At 59.3% G+C, this 22,058-nt stretch carries 20 protein-coding genes; 10 read left to right on the top strand and 10 right to left on the bottom strand.

Annotated features, from left to right (window positions below; all coding sequences use genetic code 11):
- Positions 1 to 93: 93 nt before the first annotated feature.
- A complete protein-coding gene (locus Q4Q11_RS03035) occupies positions 94 to 1,242 on the bottom strand; it encodes a polysaccharide pyruvyl transferase family protein (protein WP_498568565.1) in 1,149 nt (382 codons plus the stop codon).
- 270 nt (positions 1,243 to 1,512) lie between these two features.
- On the opposite strand from Q4Q11_RS03035, the gene Q4Q11_RS03030 reads away from it, so the two are divergent.
- Positions 1,513 to 2,082: a type 1 glutamine amidotransferase domain-containing protein gene (locus Q4Q11_RS03030; RefSeq protein WP_113217001.1), complete on the top strand. Its 570-nt coding sequence runs from the start codon at positions 1,513 to 1,515 to the stop codon at positions 2,080 to 2,082.
- A gap of 128 nt (positions 2,083 to 2,210) precedes the next feature.
- Here Q4Q11_RS03030 and Q4Q11_RS03025 read toward each other — a convergent pair whose 3' ends face one another.
- Positions 2,211 to 2,693, bottom strand: a complete 483-nt coding sequence (locus tag Q4Q11_RS03025; RefSeq protein ID WP_498568564.1) for a pyridoxamine 5'-phosphate oxidase family protein — start codon at positions 2,691 to 2,693, stop codon at positions 2,211 to 2,213.
- A 661-nt stretch (positions 2,694 to 3,354) separates the two neighbouring features.
- Between Q4Q11_RS03025 and tkt the strand changes: the two genes are divergently transcribed.
- Together tkt and serA are read left to right on the top strand one after the other, a co-directional pair.
- A complete protein-coding gene (gene tkt, locus Q4Q11_RS03020) occupies positions 3,355 to 5,361 on the top strand; it encodes a transketolase (RefSeq protein ID WP_498568563.1) in 2,007 nt (668 codons plus the stop codon).
- A 179-nt stretch (positions 5,362 to 5,540) separates the two neighbouring features.
- Entirely contained in the window at positions 5,541 to 6,782 is a 1,242-nt protein-coding gene (gene serA / locus Q4Q11_RS03015; RefSeq protein ID WP_498568562.1) for a phosphoglycerate dehydrogenase, read from the top strand.
- A gap of 75 nt (positions 6,783 to 6,857) precedes the next feature.
- Here the strand turns inward: serA and cydX are convergent, their stop codons facing one another.
- The 3 genes from cydX to Q4Q11_RS03000 are packed head-to-tail and all read right to left on the bottom strand — an operon-like array spanning position 6,858 to position 9,772.
- A complete protein-coding gene (cydX, locus tag Q4Q11_RS03010) occupies positions 6,858 to 6,989 on the bottom strand; it encodes a cytochrome bd-I oxidase subunit CydX (RefSeq protein ID WP_498568561.1) in 132 nt (43 codons plus the stop codon).
- Between the two features lie 20 nt (positions 6,990 to 7,009).
- Positions 7,010 to 8,164 carry a cytochrome d ubiquinol oxidase subunit II gene (gene cydB, locus Q4Q11_RS03005; protein WP_498568560.1) on the bottom strand — a complete coding sequence of 385 codons (1,155 nt, stop codon included), beginning with the start codon at positions 8,162 to 8,164 and terminating at the stop codon, positions 7,010 to 7,012.
- A gap of 24 nt (positions 8,165 to 8,188) precedes the next feature.
- Positions 8,189 to 9,772 carry a cytochrome ubiquinol oxidase subunit I gene (locus Q4Q11_RS03000; RefSeq protein ID WP_498568559.1) on the bottom strand — a complete coding sequence of 528 codons (1,584 nt, stop codon included), beginning with the start codon at positions 9,770 to 9,772 and terminating at the stop codon, positions 8,189 to 8,191.
- Between the two features lie 101 nt (positions 9,773 to 9,873).
- Here Q4Q11_RS03000 and Q4Q11_RS02995 point away from each other — a divergent pair, with 101 nt between their 5' ends.
- Complete coding sequence (locus Q4Q11_RS02995) at positions 9,874 to 11,478, top strand: ATP-binding cassette domain-containing protein (RefSeq protein WP_498568558.1); 1,605 nt, start codon at positions 9,874 to 9,876, stop codon at positions 11,476 to 11,478.
- Positions 11,478 to 13,064, top strand: coding sequence for an ATP-binding cassette domain-containing protein (locus Q4Q11_RS02990; protein WP_498568557.1), 1,587 nt, complete (start codon positions 11,478 to 11,480; stop codon positions 13,062 to 13,064). Before Q4Q11_RS02995 ends, Q4Q11_RS02990 begins: the two co-directional genes overlap by 1 nt.
- Positions 13,065 to 13,193: 129 nt before the next feature.
- Here the strand turns inward: Q4Q11_RS02990 and Q4Q11_RS02985 are convergent, their stop codons facing one another.
- Both Q4Q11_RS02985 and Q4Q11_RS02980 read right to left on the bottom strand, forming a co-directional pair.
- Positions 13,194 to 15,116, bottom strand: coding sequence for a hybrid sensor histidine kinase/response regulator (locus tag Q4Q11_RS02985; RefSeq protein ID WP_498568556.1), 1,923 nt, complete (start codon positions 15,114 to 15,116; stop codon positions 13,194 to 13,196).
- A gap of 19 nt (positions 15,117 to 15,135) precedes the next feature.
- Complete coding sequence (locus Q4Q11_RS02980) at positions 15,136 to 15,756, bottom strand: helix-turn-helix domain-containing protein (protein ID WP_498568625.1); 621 nt, start codon at positions 15,754 to 15,756, stop codon at positions 15,136 to 15,138.
- Here Q4Q11_RS02980 and Q4Q11_RS02975 point away from each other — a divergent pair.
- Together Q4Q11_RS02975 and Q4Q11_RS02970 are read left to right on the top strand one after the other, a co-directional pair.
- Complete coding sequence (locus tag Q4Q11_RS02975) at positions 15,646 to 15,942, top strand: hypothetical protein (RefSeq protein ID WP_498568627.1); 297 nt, start codon at positions 15,646 to 15,648, stop codon at positions 15,940 to 15,942. The two genes, Q4Q11_RS02980 and Q4Q11_RS02975, sit on opposite strands and share 111 nt — an antisense overlap.
- Positions 15,943 to 16,019: 77 nt before the next feature.
- Positions 16,020 to 16,745: a response regulator gene (locus Q4Q11_RS02970; protein ID WP_112512999.1), complete on the top strand. Its 726-nt coding sequence runs from the start codon at positions 16,020 to 16,022 to the stop codon at positions 16,743 to 16,745.
- Positions 16,746 to 16,926: 181 nt separating this feature from the next.
- Here Q4Q11_RS02970 and Q4Q11_RS02965 read toward each other — a convergent pair whose 3' ends face one another.
- Both Q4Q11_RS02965 and Q4Q11_RS02960 read right to left on the bottom strand, forming a co-directional pair.
- Positions 16,927 to 18,240, bottom strand: a complete 1,314-nt coding sequence (locus Q4Q11_RS02965; protein WP_498568555.1) for an MgtC/SapB family protein — start codon at positions 18,238 to 18,240, stop codon at positions 16,927 to 16,929.
- Between the two features lie 103 nt (positions 18,241 to 18,343).
- Positions 18,344 to 18,733 (bottom strand): DUF302 domain-containing protein, encoded by a 390-nt coding sequence (locus tag Q4Q11_RS02960; RefSeq protein WP_112512929.1) that lies wholly within the window; start codon positions 18,731 to 18,733, stop codon positions 18,344 to 18,346.
- Between the two features lie 57 nt (positions 18,734 to 18,790).
- Here Q4Q11_RS02960 and Q4Q11_RS02955 point away from each other — a divergent pair, with 57 nt between their 5' ends.
- The 3 genes from Q4Q11_RS02955 to Q4Q11_RS02945 all read left to right on the top strand — a co-directional run bounded on the left by Q4Q11_RS02955 (position 18,791) and on the right by Q4Q11_RS02945 (position 21,687).
- Complete coding sequence (locus Q4Q11_RS02955) at positions 18,791 to 19,153, top strand: hypothetical protein (RefSeq protein WP_498568554.1); 363 nt, start codon at positions 18,791 to 18,793, stop codon at positions 19,151 to 19,153.
- Positions 19,137 to 21,032, top strand: coding sequence for a heavy metal translocating P-type ATPase (locus Q4Q11_RS02950; protein ID WP_498568553.1), 1,896 nt, complete (start codon positions 19,137 to 19,139; stop codon positions 21,030 to 21,032). Before Q4Q11_RS02955 ends, Q4Q11_RS02950 begins: the two co-directional genes overlap by 17 nt.
- A 331-nt stretch (positions 21,033 to 21,363) precedes the next feature.
- Positions 21,364 to 21,687, top strand: coding sequence for a cytochrome C (locus Q4Q11_RS02945; RefSeq protein WP_112512927.1), 324 nt, complete (start codon positions 21,364 to 21,366; stop codon positions 21,685 to 21,687).
- Between the two features lie 223 nt (positions 21,688 to 21,910).
- Here Q4Q11_RS02945 and Q4Q11_RS02940 read toward each other — a convergent pair.
- Positions 21,911 to 22,058, bottom strand: a 148-nt coding sequence (locus tag Q4Q11_RS02940) for a MucR family transcriptional regulator (RefSeq protein ID WP_498568624.1), incomplete at its 5' end; no start/stop codon positions are given.

Genomic DNA, 22,058 nt, shown 5'->3' with positions numbered 1-22,058 from the left:
GCCGTCAGCGACACCGCACAGGCGCCGCAGCCGATGCAAAGACCCGAGCGGAGGATCTCGTTCCGGTTCGGTAACGCTCGGGTTTCATGCCCATCATGTTGCCTGTTGGACGACATCTTGCAGATAGGTGCTGGAGTTGCGACGCAGAATGGCGATGCGCCGGGAGGCCGATGATCCCGGCGGCTCGCCGAGGGCTCGATCGAGATGTGAAGGTGGGGTTTCCTCGAATATGACGTTCTGCCGAGCACCTACCGCTGCGGTAAGATCGAGCAGCTTGTTGGATCGATAATCTGAAAGAACGCAGGCAAACGGCTTGCCGTTGACCAGCGAAAAGACACAGCCATGAAAGAAGTTGGTCGCCACCGCCTCTGCAGCCGCGATGAGCCGCGCAAAATCCTCGGGACTGACGTCGATCCATTGTTCATCCGCCCAGTCGTTACGATAGCCAATGCTCATCAGGGTGAGCGACCGTGCGTCGGCCCAGCGGCGGACCGCCCGCTGAAACCAGCCTGGGAAACTGTGTCCGTAGACGCCCAAGTAGCCTGACGCACCTTCATGCTTTCCAACGCTCAAGATCGCCTCGGGAAATTGCAGACATGGGTCGAGCACCAATTCGACGTCCAACCCAAGTGCATCGTCGATCAGCCGCTTCGAGTTGAAGTCACGAACCGAAATCCGTGAAAATTTTCGCAGCTTTTCGGCCCATTGCCCCATCAATCGGTTTGGGGAGTTGAAGTTTCCAAACGTCGCTGCATAGGAGACGAGGCGATCGGCCCGCAGCCCTTCGCCATAAAACGCTCCGTAGCCGCCATACCAGGGATGCGTGAGGTTCCAGACCTCGTCGCTTCCGACGATCACGAGCGGAAATTCTTCCATGCCGCCGGGATTGTCCAGCGAGAATGGAGCAGAACGAGGCAGTCTCGCAGACGCCTCGAAGAACTTGCGTATCTTGCTCTTATAGAGGAGGAAATCGTCGCGACTTGTCGATAGCGGTAGGAGTGGTTGGAGCGCGCATCGCCACTCCGCACGGTCGATACGCTCCGATCGATGCTCGAGCAAGACGGCGTTCAGCCCACTCGCCTGCAGCCCATCGATCAGACATCGGGCCTGCCAATATGATCCGTAATTGATGCAGCGATGAAATGTCAGAACGCCCACTCTGCCGCGGCCGGCATTGCTGGAGGTCGGGGCTTCGTCGGGACGGTGCGGCGGGCGGTGGCGAGAACGGACCAGATTGAACATAAGACTTACGAATCCAGGGCGGGAGTTCTCATAAGCGGAGCTTGACGGCTGGATTTCGACGCGAGGCTTGCTGCCGACATTCCGCAGGCATCAAACCGAACGGCCCTCCAATTGTTCCAGACGAACTTCATCACGAACAACCATCGCGGGGCACCATTTCACTCCGATACGCCGAAGCGAGGCTGATTAAGCGACGATGCTGGAACTTCCACGTCTTGGAACGGTTCGGCATATGACCTTACAACCCCTCAACAAAGCAGGAAGAAGATGATGACCCTCTCAGCGAAAAAGATCGCTATTCTTATTGCTCCACGCGGCACCGAGGATCCTGAATTCAAAAAACCCAAGGAGGCGCTGGAGGCAGCTGGCGCTAAGGTGACCACCGTCGGCATCAATTCCGACAGGGCGACGACGAACAACCATGATCTCGATCCGGGAAGCGACTACAATGTCGACAAGGCGGTGAAGGGTCTCTCCGCAAGCGATTTTGACGGGCTTGTCGTTCCCGGCGGCTGCGTCGGTGCGGACAAGCTACGGGCGAACGCCGATGTCGTTTCGTTCGTACGATCGTTCTTCGAAGAACAAAAGCCGGTCGGCGTCATCTGCCACGGCCCATGGCTCCTCGTCGAAGCCGATGTTTTGAAGGGCCGCACGGTAACGTCCTATCCGTCGATCCGACGGGATATCGAGAATGCGGGCGGCAGCTGGGTCGACAGGGAGGTCGTCACCGATCAGGGATTGGTCACCAGCCGCAAGCCCGACGATCTGCCTGCCTTTTGCGCGAAGATCGTCGAGGAATTCGGCGAAGGCAGGCATTCGGGCCAAACTCGCAGTCTCTGATCACATTATCGAAGCGCGGGCCTGACCGATCGCGGCATTGGCCCTGCCCGCGATCAACTCCCTTCCTTCATCTGCGGCCTGCGAACAGCGAGACGAAAGGGCACTTGCGAGGCGGAGGAATCAATCGCCTACATCTCAACCTTGGCATTGTCGCCCATGTGGGGACGCGAACCGCTGACGGCCGCCGCGGTCATCTTGATGTAGCTGATCACCGTGCCGGGACTGTCCCAGTATTCCGCGAATGACGGCGTCACTTTCAAGACACGAATTGATGGATCGTCGGGACTGTCCCACCACGCTTTCACAGGCGTCGTCCACAGTTCCTGAACCCTCTCACGGTCGTTCCGGATTTCGGCGGTGCCCGATACGGAGACGTACTTCTGGCCTTTGGAATCAGCAAAGGCAAGGCAGACGTTGGGATGGGAGGCGACCTCCTCGTCCTTGTGACCGGCGGTGTCGGTCAGGAAATATATCGCATTCTCTATGCGCTCCACATATGCAAACATTGGCCGCGCCCGCAAATCGCTGCCGGACTGCGTGACGAGCATGCAGAACCCGATCTTGTCGATCAGATCCCACACCTTGCCGATATCGTCTTCATCGTTTGCCATTTTCGTCTCCTTGGTTGAGCCAGGGAAACCAGCCAGCGTCCGCAATGTTCCGCCTAAGCGCCGGACACGATCAACTCGCATGTTGCAGCGGGCACGCAGAGGATGCCGGCATTCGTCGTTGCCTGGAACGCCTCGCATTACGGGTATGAACCTTGGGAATGTGACGGCGGTAAAACCTCGCTGCCGAAGATCCCTTGTTCGCCGCCGTGCAAGAACCACTTCAACTGCCCCAGTTTGCAGGCATGATCACCGCAAGGCGGTGCCGCTATGAATGAAGCATGGTTCTGACCGGCATGTTCGCGTCCTCGCTCCCGCAGCCGTGCCCGACGTCGCAGCCTCCGGCATGCAAAATGAAGAGAACCTTTGAAACTTAAGAGCTGCCCGTGTGTTTTGTGAGGGCCGAAACGGGTGACAGCGGCTGATGGCTGTTCTGCGCCAGGTTGACGGACGAAACAGGCAGTGAAATCTGCGCGCGCTGCAGGAGCCTGGGTCTGGTGCGATGGATTCGAGCAAACCCCGGGAGACGATGCGACCGTTCCGGTTCGACTGGATGATTGCGACATCGGTTTCGGCGGCAAGAACCTGATCGCAGCCGATATTTTGCTCGCAAATGTCAATTCCGCATGCCGCATTTCTGGATGCATCTCTCGAGGAGAAGACCATGGCCGATGTAAAGACAGTCCCCGCGCCGCGTGACGAACATCTGCGCAAGCTGGCAAACTGCATAAGATTCCTTTCGATGGATGCTGTGCAGCGGGCCAATAGCGGTCATCCCGGCATGCCGATGGGCATGGCTGACATCGCCACCGTCCTTTACCGCGACTTCCTCAAATTCGACGCATCGGATCCTTATTGGTTCGACCGCGACCGCTTCCTGATCTCCAACGGGCACGGTTCGATGCTGCTCTACAGCCTGCTCTATCTCACAGGCTATGAGGACATGACGATCGATCAGATCAAAGCCTTCCGCCAGATCGACGGTAAGACGGCGGGGCATCCGGAATATCATCACGCGACCGGCATCGAAACGACCACCGGGCCGCTGGGGCAAGGCATTGCCAATTCCGTCGGATTTGCGCTTGCCGAGCGGATCATGAATGCAAAATTCGGCGATGCGCTATCCAGCCACTTCACCTATGTCTTCCTCGGTGACGGCTGCATGATGGAAGGTATCAGCCATGAAGCGATCTCGCTTGCGGGCCATCTGAAGCTCGGCAAGCTGATCGCCTTCTGGGACAACAATTCGATCTCGATCGACGGCGCCACCAGCCTCGCCGAATCGGACGATCATCCGGCACGGTTCCGGGCGGCGAAATGGCATGTTCTGGAGATCGACGGCCATGACACCGACGCCATTCACAACGCCATCGTCGAAGCGCAGAATGTCGCCGACCAGCCATCATTGATCGCCTGCAGGACCGTTATCGGCTTTGGCTTTCCGACCCGGGCGGGCACTCAGAAGGCGCATAGCGACGCACCCGGCGCGGAAGAAATCGCGGGCGCGCGCAAACTGCTCGATTGGCCGTCGCCACCCTTTGAAATCCCGGCCGATCTTCTTGATGCCTGGCGCCGGATCGGCGCGAAGGGCCACGAAGCACGCATGGCCTGGGCTGATCGCGTCAAGGCGGCGGAAAACGGCGACTTCCGGCGCCGCATGAATGGCGAATTGCCGGACGGATGGCAAAGGGCGATCGAGAAGGCAAAGCAGATGCTGCTTGCCAGCGACAAGGATCTCGCCACCCGCCAGGCAAGTGGCATCGTTCTCGATCATCTGGCAAGCGTCGTCCCCGAGCTGCTGGGCGGCTCGGCCGACCTCACCCCGTCCAATAACACGAAGGCCAAGGGCCAGGTGGAGATCACGCCGGGAAGCTATGATGGTTCCTATATCCATTATGGTGTCCGCGAACACGGCATGGCCGCCGCCATGAATGGCATCGCGCTGCATGGCGGATTGATCCCCTATGGCGGCACATTCCTGACTTTCTCGGATTATGCCCGGCCGGCAATCCGGCTTGCGGCAATGATGGAGGTGCGCTCGATCTTCGTCATGACGCATGACTCGATCGGCCTCGGCGAAGATGGCCCGACGCATCAGCCGGTCGAACACTTGACGGCACTGCGCGCCATCCCCCGGCTCGCGGTCTATCGGCCGGGCGACCCGATCGAGACGGCGGAATGCTGGCAGGTGATCCTGGAGACGCCGCGCCAGGCAGCTTTGATCGCCCTGTCGCGCCAGCCGATGCCATTGCTGCGCAAGACAGCCGGCAATGAAAATCTCTCCGCCAAGGGCGCTTACATCCTGCTTGAAGCCGAGGGCGGGACCCGTCAGCTGACCATCATGGCGACTGGATCGGAACTCCAGCTCGCCGTTAACGCTCGCCAAACGCTGCAGGCTGAGGGCATCCGCACGGCGGTGGTGTCTATGCCATGCCGCCTGATCTTCGAAGCCCAGGATGACTCCTACAAGCGAAAGGTTCTCGGCGATGGAACGGCCCGGGTCGCGGTCGAAGCCGCCGTCCGGGACAGCTGGGACCGCTATCTCGGCTTTGACGGCCAGTTCGTCGGCATGCACACATTCGGCGCCTCCGGCAAGATCGGCGACGTCTACAAAAAATTCGGGATCACTACCGAGGCGGTGGTGGAGGCTGGCAGAAGGGCGCTGGCATAGAGCAATTTCAGGAAAAGTGCGAAACGGTTTTCCGAGCCTGCTCCTTTGCCTCTCACCGGGTTGAATTTGCTCTTGCACCGTCCATTGGATAGTCGCTAAGTCATGTCGGCATAGCTGTGAGCGCTTATGATGGACGAGCGACTTAGGCCAGATGGAATTCGAGCATCGAAAGCAATTCAATGACCAAACTTCTTTCTCTTCCGCGCGATCGCATTTCCGTACTCCTGCTGGAGGGCATCAGCCAGAGCGCCGTGGATTATTTTTCGTCATCCGGCTACGTCAATCTCACCCATCTGCCGAAGGCGCTGGACGACAAGGATCTCAAAAGTCATATAGCCGAAGCGCATATTGTCGGAATTCGTTCACGCACGCAGCTGACGGAGGAGATTTTCAGCGCCGCCAAGAAGCTGATGGCCGTCGGCTGTTTTTCAGTCGGAACAAATCAGGTCGATCTGGATGCGGCCCGCAGACGCGGGATTCCCGTCTTTAACGCTCCCTATTCGAATACGCGCTCGGTCGCAGAGCTCGTGATTGGTGAAATCATCATGCTGACAAGGCGGATTTTTCCGCGTTCGGCTTCCGCTCATCTGGGCGGATGGGACAAATCGGCCGAAGGCAGCCGAGAGATGCGCGGGAAAACGCTGGGTATCGTCGGCTACGGCAATATCGGTTCGCAGCTCAGCGTTCTTGCCGAAAGCATGGGTATGAACGTCCGCTATTTCGATCCTTCGGACAAGCTTCGCCACGGTAATTCAGAATCGATGGCAACGCTCGGCGAGCTTCTCGAAATCTCCGACTTCGTGACGCTGCACGTTCCTGAAACCAGCTCGACGCAAAACATGATCACCGAGGCCGAGCTGCGCAGAATGAAAAAGGGCGCCTTTTTCATCAATAATTCCCGCGGCACCGTCGTCGATCTTGAAGCGCTTGCAAAGGTTTTGAAAGAAGGACACCTCGCAGGCGCGGCCGTCGACGTGTTTCCGAAGGAGCCGGCATCGAACAGGGAACGCTTCGAAACGCCGCTGCAGGGTTTGGACAATGTCATCCTCACCCCGCATATCGGCGGATCGACCGAAGAGGCGCAGGAGCGCATCGGAAGGGAAGTTTCCAGGAAGCTTGTCGAATATTCCGACGTCGGCTCGACGCTCGGCGCAGTCAACTTTCCGCAGGTTCAACTGCCGCCGCGGCCAAATGGCACGCGCTTCATCCATGTCCATGAAAACCGCCCGGGTATCCTGAACAGCCTGAATACGATTTTCTCGTCGCGCGGGCTGAATATCGTCGGCGAGTTCCTGCAGACGCATGGCGATACGGGTTACGTGGTCATCGAAGCCGAGGGCGTTGTCGACCAGACGGCGGACGACATACTTGACGCACTTCGCCAGATTCCGGGAACCATACGCACACGATTGCTTTACTGACGCGGGTGCCGCGTTCCATGCCCCTCCGGCAACGGAAGAGGAGGCCGAACCTGCCTCGGTTCGGCCTCCTCGTCATCATGGCGTGGGCAATTGTATGGTGTCGCCGGCCGCCTCCTCGCGCAGGACGCGGAGCTCGTACCAGAGCGCATTGAGGATACCCACGGCGGCAGCCAGACCTAATCCGAGGACCCAGGCAAAATACCACATAATTCGATCTCCTATTCCGGTCAGTAGGCTGAATGCCCTGCCTTCTCGATGCCCTTTTCACTCACCTTGCCCCATAGAACCCGATAGACCCAGGCGGTGTAGAGAAGGACGAGCGGCATGAAGATGGCGGTCGCCAGAAGCATGTTGCGCAGCGTCGCGCGGCTGGACGACGCATCGAAGACGGTCAAGGAGTGGCCGGGATTGGTGCTCGACGGCAGTATGACCGGGAACATTGCCAGACCGACCGTCGCGATGATCATGGCGACCGAGAGTTTCGACGCGATGAAGGTCAGGCCCTCGCGGCGTGTGCGGAAGCCCAAGGCCACGAAGAAGGGGCCGATGATACCGATGGTGGGCACCAGCCACAGAGCCGGGTGAGCCTCGAAATTGGCAAGCCAGGCGCCGCCGTCACGCGCAACGCTTTTCAAAAGCGGATTTGACGGCCCATCCCATTTGATCGCCGAGGTGACATGATAACCCCCAAGCAGCCCGAGCCAGACCAGCACGCCGCCCCCGGCAAAAAGCAGGCCGGCGACCATTGCGATCTTGGATCCGATCGCCTTTGCACGCTCGGCAACGATGCCTTCGGCCTTGAAGGCAAGCCAGGCTGCGCCATGCATGACGAGCATCGACAGGGAAACCAGACCGCAATAAAGTGCCAGTGGGTTGAGCAGTCCGAAAAGAGTGCCTTCGTAGATCGGTCGCAGATCCGAGGTCAAATGGAACGGCACGCCTTGCAGGGCGTTGCCGACGGCAACGCCGAAGATCAGCGAGGGAACGGCGCCACCGATGAACAGTGCGCAGTCCCAGCGGGCGCGCCAGGCCTTTTCCGGTCTCTTCGAGCGGTATTTGAAGGCGACCGGCCGCAGGATCAGGGCAAGCAGCACCAGGAACATCGCCAGATAAAAACCTGAAAAGCTCAATGCGTAGAGCGCTGGCCAGGCTGCAAAAATGGCGCCGCCGCCGAGGATGAACCAGACCTGATTGCCCTCCCAGACCGGGCCGACGGTGTTGATGGCAACCCGGCGCTCGAGGTCGGTCTTCGCAACGAAGGGCAATAGCGTCCCCACGCCCATGTCGAAACCGTCCATGGCGGCGAACCCGATGAGCAGTACGCCGAGCAGGATCCACCAGGTAACGCGGAGCGTTTCATAACTGAAAAGAAATTCGATCATTGACTTGGTCCTTTTCGGGAATGGCTATTCGCCCGGCTGCATTGCGGGCTTCGCGCCCACGCGCGGAGCCGAAGGCTTGTCTGTGATCATGTCGGCGATATCAGGACCCTTGCTGATGGCCGCCAGCATCAGCCGCACTTCGATGACGGCGAGCACGCCGTAGACCAGGGTGAAGCCAGCAATACTGAGGATGAGGTTGTAGACGCCGAGCTCCGAGGTTGCGAGGAAGGTCGGCAGCACGCCATCGATGATCCACGGCTGGCGCCCGAATTCGGCAACGAACCATCCAAGCTCGATCGCGATCCACGGCAACGGCATGGCAAGCACCGCCAGGCTGAACAGCCAGCGTGGAGCGCCCCTCTCCCGCATCGTGTACCAGAGAGAGGTGACAAAGAGGACGAGAAGAGCAAAGCCGCAGGCCACCATGATACGGAAGGAGAAGAAGAGCCAGGGAACTTGCGGCACCGAAGACCAGGCGGCATCCTTGATCTGCTGATCGGTGGCGGTGCGCGGATCTTCGACATATTGCTTCAAAAGAAGCGCGTAGCCGAGATCCTGCGACTTAGCCTGGAATGTCGTCCGTGCTGCCGCGTCGCCCGGATTGACCTTCAGCTTTTCCAGCGCGTCATAGGCGCCCAAGCCGTTGCGTACACGGTCCTCGGCCTTCGCGACCAGCTGGTCGATGCCGGGAATTTCCTTGTCGATCGAGCGGGTGCCGATCAGGCCCATGACCCAGGGGATATGGACGGCATAATGGGTCTTGTGGTCCGCAAGGCTTGGAATTCCAAAGGCCGTGAAGGATGCCGGCGCGGGCTCCGTCTCCCACATGGCTTCGATGGCCGCAAGCTTCATCTTCTGGTTATCGGTCAAGGCGTAGCCGCTTTCGTCACCCAGCACGATCACCGAAAGGGACGAGGCGACGCCGAAGGCTGCGGCAATCACGAAGGAGCGCTTTGCGAGCGCGACATGCCGGTTGCGCAGCATGTACCATGCCGAAACGCCAAGGACGAAAACCGCGCCGCAGACGTAGCCCGCCGAGACGGTATGGACGAACTTCGCCTGGGCGACAGGGTTGAACAGGACGGCCATGAAGTCGGTCACTTCCATGCGCATCGTATCGGGATTGAAGGCCGAACCCACCGGGTTCTGCATCCATCCGTTGGCAATCAGGATCCAGAGCGCCGAGAAATTCGTGCCGAGCGCCATCAGCCAGGTCACGGCCATATGGGCGCGAGGCGAAAGGCGATCCCAGCCGAAGAAGAACAGACCGACGAAGGTCGCCTCCAGAAAGAAGGCCATCAAGCCCTCGATCGCAAGCGGCGCACCGAAAACGTCGCCGACATAGTGGGAATAATAGGCCCAGTTCATGCCGAACTGGAACTCCATGGTGATACCCGTTGCGACGCCGAGCGCGAAGTTAATGCCGAAGAGCATGCCCCAGAATTTCGTCATGTCGCGCCAGATGCCTCGGCGCGTCATGACATAAACGGTCTCCATCATCGCGATCATGATGGAGAGGCCGAGCGTCAGCGGCACGAAGAGGAAGTGATAGAGCGCCGTCAGCGCGAACTGGAGCCGGGATAGATCGACGAGAAGCGGGTCGAACATGGGAAAATCCTTTCTTTGACGATATCTGTTAGCGCGAGAGATCGTTCGGCGAGTTGATCTAGATCAATCGCAAGGCGGCCGATCGATGCCAAAAGGACAGCATGAACAAGGACAAGGCATCGACGGCAAAGCCGGAACCCATGCGCGTCAGCGCCGGCAAGATCAACGCGCTGGCGATGGCGCGGGACGGCGCGAAAGCCGACTTGCGGACCGCATTCTTGGCTCAGGTCGTGCGCATGGTTTTGCGGCTGGGCTTTTCGGCAGGCGCCGCCGTGGTCGCCGGCCGGCTGGTGATGAACCAAGGGGTGAATCCGTGGCTGCCGATCCTGGCGATCGGCCTTCTCGCAGGCTCCGCCCTCATCGGACTTTTCGGCGACCGGATGCAAGCGAGCGCCGAAACCGCCGTCGCGACCGGACTACGCGATATTGCAAGACGAAGGCTGAACAATATGTCGCCGCGACAGCTGAACCGGCTGCCGGTCGGGACGCTGGCCGTCGCCATGCAACGCCATCCCGAATCGGTGGCATCGCTTGTCATCAGCCATCGCATCGCCTCCATGATGATGGGGGCCGGCCCGATGATGGCCGCAGCCGTGCTCTTGCTCGTCTCCTGGCAGGCGGCCGTCCTCATCGTCTGTCTGACACCGGTCATGATCCTGTTCTTTGCACTGGTGGGCGGCGCAATCCGCAGCCGCGCGGCCGTTCAGGAACAGGCCTTCGGCCGTCTTGCCGGGCAATTTGCCGATCGCATCCGCACTTTGCCGACCATTCTCGCCAATCACGCCCTTGCCGTGGAGGAGAAAAAGCTCGCCGTACGCCTGGAGACCTATGCGCACGAGACCATGGGCGTTCTCGGCATCGCCTTCATCAATGCCGGCATCATCGACTTCTTCGCTTCGCTATCGATTGCATTGCTTGCGGTCTTTCTGGGTCTTGGGCATCTCAAATTGATGATGATCCCGGGTTTTTCCGACCTCGCCCTTTGGCAAAGCCTGTTCATTCTGATGATCGCGCCGGAATATTTCGCGCCTTTCAGGCGCTTCTCCGAACAATACCACGCCAAGGCGGAAGGCTTGGCCGCGGCAAATGCACTTGACCGGCTGCTCAATGCCGATGCTGCGGAGACGGTCGCCGTTGCGGCCCTTAACCGGCCGATCCCGCCATTTCCCGAACATGGCCTTGTTGCCATCACCGGACCCAGCGGCTGCGGCAAGACGACCCTGTTGCGCAGGCTTGCCCGATTGGAACGGGAGGAAAGCGCCGCACCACCAATTTCCGATGATATCGCATGGGTTTCGACCGACAGTTTCGTGGGCGGGGGCACGCTTCGCGAGGCGATCTGCTGGAAGCTGCCGCCGGTATCTCCGACGGGATTGTTCGATGCGGCAAACGCGGTTGGCCTCCTTGACGATGCGCTTCTGCCCGGTGGTCTCGATGCACCGCTTGACCGCGGCGGCGGCAATCTTTCAGGCGGCCAGAGACTGCGCGTCTCCGTCGCCCGGGCCATTCTGTCGGGAAAGACGATTCTCGCGGACGAACCGACGGCCAAGCTCGACGCAATGACCTCTGCGCGCGTTCGGCAGACACTTGTCGGCATCGCACGCTCGCGACTCGTCGTCGTGGCCACGCACGACAGGGAACTGGCGGGAGCCTCGAGACTGGCGATCGACCTTTCAAAGCGCGAGACTATCGAGGTGACGGCCTGATGAGCGAACCCCTTTCTGCAAATGGCAAGCACTGGCGACGGGCCACACTGCTGAGCTGTTGCGCGCTTTCCTGCGGTATCCTCCTCGGTGGCGTCTCGGCGTGGTTCCTGGGCGCGGTTGCGACCGCAGGCCTTACGGCTGCGGCTGCCACCTTCAACTTCCATGTCCCCTCGGCGTTCATCCGCCTATTCGCGATTGGGCGCACGGCTGCACGCTATGGCGAGCGCCTCATCGGTCACAAGGCGGCCCTTGCCGATCAGATAGATCGCCGGGTGGATCTGTTTGCCTCCATGGCGGCGGCGCCCGCCGTGCGCAGCGCCGGCTGGCAGCTTGGCGACGAAGCCCGCCTTGCCGATTATCTGGACGACGTCGACGATGTCGATTATGCGCGTCTGCGCGTCCGTCTTCCGCTCGTCACGATGATTGCGGGTCTTGCGGCACTCCTCGTCTGTTCCGCCATCATCGCACCCTTGTCGCTGTTGCCTATTACGGCGCTGCTATCGGCCGGCGCCGCGGTTGGGCGCAAACTTGCAAGGGTCGGAAAGGTCGCCTTGGCAAAGACGAGAGAAATGAGACGAGACGGCGCCGAGCGACTGGGAGCCGCCATGGCGTCCACCGTCGCCTTGAAGGCCGAACGCCTTTGGGATGACGAGTGTCGATCGGCTTTGGACGCGTTTTGCGAGGCCGATCGCGTCATGCTTACCCTGCGCCGCCTCCAATCGGGATTTGACGCCCTTGCTTCCGTCGCCGGCCCGATTGCGGGCATCAGCGTCGCGACCGCCGCTTGGCTTGCGGGCGTTCGCGGCGAGGCGATGCTGCTCCCCATAGCGCTTGGCTTTGCATGGCTGGCATTGGGCGAAACCGTGAATGGCGCTTCGCGGATTCTGATCGCCGATCTGCGCCGCGACGCCGCCTGGGCGGAAATCAGTCGATGGAAAAGAGCGGCAGAAATCCCGTCAGGCTGCTCAAGGCACGAAACGCCGCTCGAAATCCGGCATCGGCATCTGCAACGAATCTCTCCGTCGGCTGCTCCGATCGGCACTCAGCCGATTGCGCTGCGTTTGAGATCTGGGTCTCCATTGCTGGTGGTCGGTACGAGCGGCAGCGGCAAATCGAGCCTGCTGAAACAGATTGCGGGCTGGATCGGCGAAGACCTGTTCGAGGCAAGCGGGGCAAGTCTCACAGCCCAGCAGCGGCAGGCATCGACAAGCCTCGTCCTCCATGATGCGGCCGTTCTCGATGACACCGTCAGAGGCAACCTTTTTGCTCCCGAAGCCAGCGATCAAATGACGTGGCAGGCGCTTGGCGCAGTCGAGCTCGATGAGCGCATCCGAAGTGCCGGCGGCCTCGATGCATGGATAAGACAGGACATGCTATCGCTCGGCGAGGCGCAGCGGCTCAATCTGGCGCGCGCCTTCCTTGTTCGCACTCCGGTCGTTTTGCTCGATGAGCCGACCGAGCATCTCGACACGCCACAGGGTCAGCGGATTCTTGCCCGCCTTGCTGATCGATTAAGCGACCGCATTCTGGTGATTTCGACCCATCGCCCGATCCGGCTGCCGGACAGCTCTATCCTGGAATTGTGAACACGGCGAAGAAGGATCGCGACGCGCCTAAAGCCCTCCCGCTTTTCTTTGGATCGCGGAAAGGCTCTATCCTTTTGTTTTTGCGCAATTTCGAATGGAAAACTGCTATACACTTTTCCTGGAATTGCTTTAGTCGAGAAGATCCCGAAGCCGCTGCGCCAGCTCGCGAGCCGTATAGGGCTTCTTCAGCCAGGTTCCGGACTGCGCGAGTTCCCGGCCGGCAATCGTCGGCTCCGCGTAGCCGGAGGTAAAGAGGATCTTGATTCCCGGTCTCATCGCACGGACGGTATTGGCAAGTTCGTCACCGGTCATGCCACCTGGCATGACGATATCGGTAAACAGCAATGCGACATCCGGGTTCTCGTCCAGCCGGTCGAGTGCGTCTTGGCCATTGACTGCCTCGACGACCTGATAGCCGGCATCAAGCAGCCTGGAAACCGCGACTCGACGCACGCGCGGATCATCTTCGACGACGAGAATTTTCTCCGAACCGCGGGGAATGGTCTGCTGAACCGGGTCACCCTGGTGGCGATCGCTCGCCTCGGCATTTTCCCGGTGTACGGCGGGAAGAAAAATGCGCACGCTCGTCCCCTGCCCTATCTCGCTGTAGAGCTGGACATGGCCTCCGGATTGCCTGGCAAAGCCATAGACCATGGAGAGGCCAAGGCCGGTGCCGGCACCAAGGCCTTTGGTGGTAAAGAAGGGTTCGAAGGCACGCTGCTTCGTGTCAACCGACATGCCGTGACCGGTGTCCGTCACCGCAATCAGGACGAATTCGCCCGTGCGGACCTGCGGATACATCTGCGCATAATCGACATCGAGATGAACACGCGAAATCTCGATCGAAAGCTTACCGCCACGCTCCATGGCATCGCGCGCATTGAGAACGAGGTTCAATAGCGCATTCTGCAATTGCGACGTATCGACCAGCGCGTTGTTTGCCGATCCGGAGACGATCGTGCGAAACTCGATTGCCTCGCCCAGGGTCCGCCGCAGGAGATCGGAAAAGCCGGAAACGAGCTGGCCGACATCGACGAGTTTCGGATTGAGGGGCTGACGGCGCCCGAAGGCGAGCAACTGTCCCGTCAGCTTGGCGCCGTCTTCCGCGGCGTCCTGCGCCTCGCGCAGCAGCGGACGGAGCTTTGCGTCATGTAGCTTGTTCTCGATCATTTCGAGATTGCCGCTGATGACCGTGAGCAGGTTGTTGAAGTCGTGCGCCAGGCCGCCGGTCAGCTGGCCGATGGCTTCCATCTTTTGCGCCTGCCGCAGTTCTTCCTCGATCTTGTGCCGGCTCGTCAGGTCGCGGATGAAACCGGTAAAGATGCGCCCGCCCCTGGTGAGCGCCTCACCGACGGCGAGCTCCATGGGAAACTGTGAACCATCCTTGCGTTGCCCGGTGACGACCCGCCCATAGCCGATGATGCGGCGCTCGCCGGTCGTCAGGTAACGCGAGATATAGCCGTCATGCGCATCGCGATCGGGCTGCGGCATCAACATCTTCACGTTTTTGCCGCACACTTCCGCAGCCGTATAACCGAACAATTTTTCCGCTGCGGCGCTGAAGGACGAAATCGTCCCGGCGTCATCGATGACGATCATGGATTCCGGCACGGTATCGAGAATCGAGCGCAGATGCGCTTCCCTCTCCGCAAGATCGTCCCGAGCTCTCTTCATTTCGCTCACATCATTGTTGTTCTGAATGATCAGTGCCTTGCCGTTGGCATCCGGTGTGACGAGCGCCCAACGTGTCGCAACAAAAAGGGAGCGACCATCCTTCGTGCGATGCACGACCTCGCCTTCCCATGCGCCGTCACGCCGGACGATGCCGCGGATTTCCTCGAGCGGCCTCGGAAAACGGGTCGACAGCAGTTCGTGAATGACTTGTCCAATGGCTTCCTCCTGCGACCACCCATAGAGGGCTTGGCAGCCTCCCGTCCAATGGCTGATGATCCCGTCAAGTCCATGAACGATCAAATTGACCCCATCGAGCAGGCGGGTGATTTCGTCCACCTTGTCCGTGCCCAAAGCGTTGCTGACGATCTTGCTGCTCATTGACTTTCTTCATCTGCATCTAGTGGTGATTGGCTCCAGCGTAAGAGATTTGCGCACGTTCGTCGCTATAATATTCATCGTCCCCTGAAAGTTGGGCCAGCACTCCATATTTCATGACCTGCACCGCGTGGCGGCCGACCGAACAGAGGATTCCCCGCTGTGTCAGCTTGGTCATCGTTCTGGAAACGGTTTCGATCGTAAGGCCGAGGTAATCCGCGATATCCAGCCTTGTCATCGGCAGGTCGACAAGAACACCATTTCCCTGGAGGCCTGAACCGCGCTTGATCTGCTTGCGCAAGAACGTGCATACGCGCTCCTCGGCATTCTTGCACGACAGCAGAACCATTTGGTCTTGGGCCGCGGCCATCTCGTCGCAGAGATGGGAAAACACTTCGGGCCGCAAATCGGGACATCTGGCAATTTCAGCCTCAAACGTTTTGCGCACAAGGCGACGAACGCGGACATCGACAATCGCTTCGGCACTGTAAAGATAGTGGTTTTTCAAGGAGACTCCGACGATATCACCGGCATGCAGGAATCCGGTGATGACGCGGCGCCCGTCGGAAATGATCTTGAATATGCGCAGGCTCCCCTCGACCACTTCGAAGAGATGCTTTGCGATATCACCTTCAAAGAACAAGGACTGGCCGGCGGCCAGGTGTTCGACGGGCTGCCTTTTGAAGAGCGCCTGCAGGCAGTCCGGCTCGCCATCGAAAAGCGCTGCATTCGTAACCTCCTTGAGATGATGAACATTCTTCGTCTGCAGCATAACCTGTCCTCTTTATCGTCGATGGGTATAGATGATCTGTCGCAGGTGACACCATGATGCTGCCCGTGTTAAAGACCGTGTTGTTTGGTAACAGTCTGTAACATCGGTGGCTTGGGACATTGATCGGATCGATGATGGCGGCACGCCAGAATGAAGCGCACCTTCTCGTTGTTGATGACGATCCTCGTATTCGCCAAATGTTGACTCGCTATTTCGAGGACGAGGGCTACACAATTTCTTCGGCGTCAGATGGTAACGAAATGCGCTTGCGCCTGCGCCAGCAAAGTTTCGACGCCATTCTGCTCGACCTTGTTCTTCCGGGCGGCATGGACGGGCTTGATCTCGTCCGTGAAATTCGCATCCAATCGGACGTGCCGATCATCATGCTCACAGGCCGTGACGATGTCGTCGATCGCATCGTCGGGTTGGAAGTCGGCGCCGACGACTACATCGCCAAGCCTTTTCATCTTCGCGAGGTCCACGCCCGTCTCAAATCAATCCTTCGCCGCCGTCAGGCTCCTGTCCGGATTTCCGAATCCGGCGCCGAGGAGATAACCGGGTTCGAAGGATGGAAGCTGAATATCAGCCGGCGCCAGGTTCTCGATCCGGAAGGACGAGATGTCGAGCTGACGACCGGCGAGTTCGACATGTTGGCGGCTTTCGTGCGAAACGCAGGACGTGTGCTTACTCGCGAGGTGCTGATGGACCTTACCAAAGGACGCAACCTGGAAGCTTTCGACCGCGCGATCGATGCCCAAATCGTAAGGCTGCGTCGCAAGATCGAAAAGGATGCCAAGAAACCACAGTTTATCAAGGCAGTGCGAGGAGTAGGCTATGTCTTCACCGCAAGGCTGGATTAAGAAGACATTCCCGCATTACTGAAGCGATTCAGCTCCTTATGGATTGTCCGAACCGCTCCGTCTCTTTGGATGGGCCTGGTTCATGCTCGGAACGGTGTCCGCGTGCAACCCGGGACGGATCAGCCTCTTCGGCACTTTTAAGATATCTGGGAGCGAGATGGTGAGATGGACGGCCCAGAGCTTAAAGTCCTTGAACGCCGTCGGGCAAATATTCCATCACAAGCGATATCATCATAGGCATGGTCTCGAACACGAAGATGCCGGCGACGAGCGTGGCCATGCTGGCCAGGATGAGGCGCATGCTATAGGCGCGACTGCCCAGAACTGAGGCATATGCCATCTTGGCGACCGTGTTGGCAATAACGGCAGCCCCGAGAGCCGTTGCCGCGAATTCGACGCCGATGGTGTCGCGCATGCCGGCAATCGTCACGGTGATGGCGTCAATATCCGCGAGCCCGGAAAGCGTCGAGACAACGAGCAGACCTGAATCTCCGAACCAGCTTGCAGCCGCGCGCGCCAGAAAACCCACCGCAACAAGAAGGAGCGCAGTTTTCAGCACGGATAACAATTCGAACGGATTTTGCGTGCGGCTTCCGGTATGTTTGGCCGTGTCGTTCTGCGTGAAAAGCAGTGAAAAACCGGCCATTACAAGACAGGCCACGACCAGTGAAACCCCGAGGCGCCCCGCGATTGGCGGGGCAAGGATGGCGGTATAGAGCAGTACCTTGAGATAGGAGGTTGCATTTGCCGCCGAAGCTCCGGCAGCCAGCAGCGCGGCGGACTGTCCGGTAACGCTAAGACGGGCATTTTCGACGGCAATTGCGGTTGACGATACCAGTCCGTTGACGGCTCCGGCGACGAGTTCGCCGCGAACCCGTCCGAACGCCCTGACGGCCATGTATCCCAGGAAGGAGACCCCCGCAAGAAGGACAACCAACAGCCATGTGCCGGACGGAGAAATACCGCCGAACGGCCCAAGCGGTGCGCTTGGCAGTATCGGCAAGACGATGACGGCCATTGCAAGGAAAACGATGGCCGATCGCAGCTCGTTCCAGCTCAGTGCCCGGACGAACCTATGCAATATCTCGCGACTGGCAAGGACCGCCACGAGCGCCACAGCACCGGCGGCTGCCAACTGTACGTTGCCGAGCACGGCCAAAGCTCCCAGCGCAAAGGTCGACATGGCAGTGACGACCGTGGTGACGCTGTAATTGCCCTCAGAATTCGATTCCCGGTACTGGTAGAGAGCAAAGATCGCGCTGAAGATCGCAAACATGGCGATGACCACCAGGCCGTACCGTGCAAGTGGGGCGGCAAGCGCTTGCTCGATCAGGCCCGAAAGCCCACCCAGCATGCCTGCGATCATGAAAGTGCGTATTCCTGCAGTACGCTTGCCGGCACCCTCGTCACGTTCCCGCCAGTGACGCTCCACGCCGACGACAGCCCCGATGGCAAGCGCCAAACCGAGACGTTCGAAAGGTTCAATGCTCTCCATCCCGATCCCTCATTCGAAGCCGTTGCGTCTTGAACGCTCACACTATCAAAAAGTTGGAGACGGATATCGCCCGAAATCCCCTGACACTTTCCGGCATCCTGCTCTAGACATCCGCGACCACCTTGGAGAGCATCAAACGGACAGTTTGCGCCAGTGTCCGCAGCGATTCGTTGTCGATTGCCTGCATGGTAGCTCCAGGATCGACCGCACTCACCATGACATCGCCGCTATCGATTGATCGCAGGATTACATTGCAAGGCAGCATGGCTCCGATCCTGGGCTCGAGTTTCAATGCTTCAAACGCCATGCGGGGGTTGCAGGCTCCAAGAATCACGTAGTCATCGATATCGGCATCGATCTTGGTTTTCATCGTCGCCTTGACATCGATCTCGGTCAAAACGCCGAAACCGTGCTTGGAAAGCGCAGCCTTGGTACGGGCGATGGCATCCTCGAAACGGACTTCCTTGAGAATACGGTCAAGCGTGTAACTCATCTTTAATCTCCCTTCTTTGCCACGTCATCGATCATAAAGGGATAACCAATTGTATCGATGATTCAGATCAACGGCAGGGGATATCACGACAATTCATGGGCATGGCTGCCATATGGGTCCGACAGGATCAACAGCGAGAAAAGCAGGACGCACCCGCCAGGGATGCTGATTGCGCACCTCTCAGCGCGCGTCGCAGCAACAACCCAAAATATCCGCGCACTTGCTCTGCAGCTTCTATCGGTGGAACCGCCAGATCAAACTCCGGCAATTCAGCGGATGACTTACGAAAACACGCTCACGCAATCCATCCCTTTGACGCAGGTCAAGGCGAAGCATGTTGAAGCGACCCTACTTAATCCACGGCATTCTGGGATAGCGCGCCTGCTCCACAAGGATCAGCTGCATGGAATTTGCGACTAGAGATCGAATAAAGACAACTCTTCTGCTCGTGGCGCTCATGGGCCTGCTGTCGGGGCTTGCCTTTCATCTTTCGGGCTGGATCGATGCCGGCAGGACAGCATGGACAATCGGCGTTCTTCCCGTCCTCGCGGCACTTCTGCTGGAAATCCTTCGCGCTCTATGGCGCGGGGAAGTCGGGCTCGACATCGTTGCTGCGCTATCCATGTCCGCCGCAGTGATCTTCGGCGAGCCGCTCGCGGCTGCGGTCGTGGCCGTAATGTACTCCGGCGGCACCTTCCTCGAGGGCTTCGCCGAAGGCAGGGCGCGGCGCGAGATGCACGACCTCCTTTCACGCGTTCCACGAACTGCGACACGACACCGGAACGGCGAACTCGAGGACGTGCCGCTGGACCAAATCGAGCCAGGCGACAGGCTGATGGTTCGACAGGGCGATATCGTCCCGGTAGATGGGACGATAGCGTCTGCGCTTGCCTTTCTCGACACCGCCGCCTTGACCGGAGAATCCCTGCCGATCCGGCTGACAATGGGCTCCGAGGCCATGAGCGGCTCCACCAACGCCGGAGAGGCCTTCGACCTGATCGCGACAAGGCTTGCCAAAGAGAGCACATATGCGGGGATCGTCCGTCTTGTAGATCAGGCACAACGGTCCAAGGCACCGATGTCAAGGCTCGCAGACCGCTGGTCGTTGGGATTTCTCGTCGTCACCGTGGCAATCGCCGCTACAGCTTGGTGGCTGACGCAGGATCCGATCCGGGCCGTCGGAGTTTTGGTCGTCGCCACGCCCTGTCCGCTGATTCTTGCAGTACCGATAGCGCTGGTGGCCGGTTTGTCGCGAGCCGCGCATTTTGGCGTACTGATCAAGGGGGCAAAGCCTCTCGAAATCATGGCGCGCATCCGGACGCTCATTCTCGACAAAACAGGAACTCTGACGGACGGTTGCCCGCGGATCGTCGAAATCGACAGCTGTATCGGCATGCCCAACGACGATGTCCTTCGTCTTGCCGCAGCACTCGACCAGGCATCCAAGCATCCCGTCGCACAAGCTATCGTTACGGCCGCCAGGGAGCGCGGGCTGACATTGCCGGCACCGTCCGGGGTAATCGAGATCCCGGGCGAAGGCGTCGTCGGAAGTGTCGGTGATCAGAAGGTCATCGTAGGCAGCGAAGATTTTGTGGTCCGGCGCACAGGACGAGAGGCGGGCGACCCTACGCACCTCGCCGCCGGTTCGGTCCTTGTGGCTGTCGCTGTGGATGGCCATCTGGCAGCTCGTCTGATCATGGCAGATCCTTTGCGCCAAGGGGCCAAAGCCATGCTCGGCAAATTGCGGAAGGAGGGCGTCGAACGCATTCTTCTGGCGACCGGCGACCGAAGCGAGGTTGCGGAACGTGTCACGGAAGGTCTCGACTTCGACGGACTTTACGCCGGACTGACACCCGATCAAAAGGTTCTGACGGTCCTGACCGAAAGGAAGAACGGTGCGGTGATGATGGTGGGAGACGGCGTGAATGATGCGCCGGCGCTTGCTGCTGCTGATGTCGGTGTGGCAATGGGGGCAAGGGGAGCGGCGGCCGCCGCCGAGGCCGCCGATGTCGTCTTGCTCGTTGACAGCATCGATCAATTGGGAGCGGGAATCGAGATCGCCCAACGCTCCCGGCGGATCGCGCTCGAAAGCGTTGCGGCGGGTATCGGTCTTTCCGTTCTTGGCATGCTGGCAGCCGCCTTCGGTCATCTGACACCGGTGCAGGGCGCCTTCTTCCAGGAGGCGATCGACGTCGCCGTCATTTTGAACGCTCTGCGGGCACTGCGCATCGTGCCTCATACGTCCACCGTTCGCGAGCCGAATTCTTCTGACGGCTTGATAGAGCCGTCAGCCGCGTGAGCCCTTGTCCGTCACGGCATTCACGACGCGCCAGCAATCGCTCGGCGCTGGCTGCGCAATCAAAGCCCGACGAATTGATCAAAATCAAGGATGACAACATCGTTCCCCTGTAATCGAGACTTGCGTTACTCGATCAATCACTGTCGGCACTCGCAATTGTATTCGGAGATAGCCGAAAGACACGAGATATGGTTTCGAGGAGAGCGAGTGAATGCCGGAGATATCACCACGACTTGCGACGAAATTGGCAAAGCGTCCTCATCGAGACGATGAAGCTTCCCGCTGAAAATAAGGATAAGCAAGCAACCGAACGCTGAGAAGGAAACGATCAATGATCCGAATGGACAGTCTGCAAGGTGCGGTCATTGCTGCCATCGTTCTGTTACCCTTCGATGAAGGCGCTGCAGCCGATATCGCGCAAGGAGGCAATATCGCTCACCGTTGGTGCAGCCAATGCCACGTCGTTGCTCCCGGACAGACGTCCGGCTCGGATTCGGTGCCGACATTTGCGCAGATCGGCGAATCCAAGCACTTCAATGCAGCGCGGTTAGCGGAGTTCCTGGCAGATCCCCAGCACTCACGAATGCCGAACCTCTCGCTGACGCGCTCGGAAATCGCCGATCTCACGGCCTATATCAAGGCTCAGCATCATTAGCCGGCCGCCAGTTACTTGGGCAGAGCAGTCACCGAACACTTGCTCTCGGTTGATTTGCAAGCCATGGCTGCCGAGAACGACAATCCAGATCTTCAGCTTGAATTGTCGTCGCCTGCCCTGAATGCGGTAACGGGCCGTCGTCCAGAGTATCCGCTTTTCTTCGAAGCGCGAATCCGCACTATCCTCTTGTTTCTATGGGCAATTCCGAGGAGAAACTGCTGCGCTAGCGGACGCTTTCCTTCCTGTTGCCATTGGCACCGAGGCCGGAAATCCTCGCCAGTTCAGACCGCTGGCTGGCATAATTCTGCGCAACCATCGGATAATTGGAAGCCAGCCCCCATTTCTGCCGGTACTCCTCGGGCGTCATGCCG

The organism is Rhizobium sp. UFLA01-1127 (assembly GCF_059803845.1).
The sequence above is the reverse complement of the archived record's forward strand: the minus strand, read 5'-3'. Positions and strand labels throughout refer to the sequence as shown.

Coding starts and splice junctions, on each gene's coding strand:
- Q4Q11_RS03035 (WP_498568565.1), bottom strand. CDS start 1,242: ATGTTCAATCTGGTCCGTTCTCGCCACCGCCCGCCGCACCGTCCCGAC.
- cydX (WP_498568561.1), bottom strand. CDS start 6,989: ATGTGGTATTTTGCCTGGGTCCTCGGATTAGGTCTGGCTGCCGCCGTG.
- Q4Q11_RS02965 (WP_498568555.1), bottom strand. CDS start 18,240: ATGGAGAGCATTGAACCTTTCGAACGTCTCGGTTTGGCGCTTGCCATC.
- Q4Q11_RS03000 (WP_498568559.1), bottom strand. CDS start 9,772: ATGTTCGACCCGCTTCTCGTCGATCTATCCCGGCTCCAGTTCGCGCTG.
- Q4Q11_RS02970 (WP_112512999.1), top strand. CDS start 16,020: ATGGCGGCACGCCAGAATGAAGCGCACCTTCTCGTTGTTGATGACGAT.
- serA (WP_498568562.1), top strand. CDS start 5,541: ATGACCAAACTTCTTTCTCTTCCGCGCGATCGCATTTCCGTACTCCTG.
- Q4Q11_RS03030 (WP_113217001.1), top strand. CDS start 1,513: ATGACCCTCTCAGCGAAAAAGATCGCTATTCTTATTGCTCCACGCGGC.
- Q4Q11_RS03025 (WP_498568564.1), bottom strand. CDS start 2,693: ATGGCAAACGATGAAGACGATATCGGCAAGGTGTGGGATCTGATCGAC.
- Q4Q11_RS02985 (WP_498568556.1), bottom strand. CDS start 15,116: ATGAGCAGCAAGATCGTCAGCAACGCTTTGGGCACGGACAAGGTGGAC.
- Q4Q11_RS02995 (WP_498568558.1), top strand. CDS start 9,874: ATGAACAAGGACAAGGCATCGACGGCAAAGCCGGAACCCATGCGCGTC.
- Q4Q11_RS02990 (WP_498568557.1), top strand. CDS start 11,478: ATGAGCGAACCCCTTTCTGCAAATGGCAAGCACTGGCGACGGGCCACA.
- Q4Q11_RS02975 (WP_498568627.1), top strand. CDS start 15,646: ATGCAGGAATCCGGTGATGACGCGGCGCCCGTCGGAAATGATCTTGAA.
- cydB (WP_498568560.1), bottom strand. CDS start 8,164: ATGATCGAATTTCTTTTCAGTTATGAAACGCTCCGCGTTACCTGGTGG.
- Q4Q11_RS02960 (WP_112512929.1), bottom strand. CDS start 18,733: ATGAGTTACACGCTTGACCGTATTCTCAAGGAAGTCCGTTTCGAGGAT.
- Q4Q11_RS02955 (WP_498568554.1), top strand. CDS start 18,791: ATGATTCAGATCAACGGCAGGGGATATCACGACAATTCATGGGCATGG.
- Q4Q11_RS02945 (WP_112512927.1), top strand. CDS start 21,364: ATGATCCGAATGGACAGTCTGCAAGGTGCGGTCATTGCTGCCATCGTT.
- tkt (WP_498568563.1), top strand. CDS start 3,355: ATGGCCGATGTAAAGACAGTCCCCGCGCCGCGTGACGAACATCTGCGC.
- Q4Q11_RS02950 (WP_498568553.1), top strand. CDS start 19,137: ATGGAATTTGCGACTAGAGATCGAATAAAGACAACTCTTCTGCTCGTG.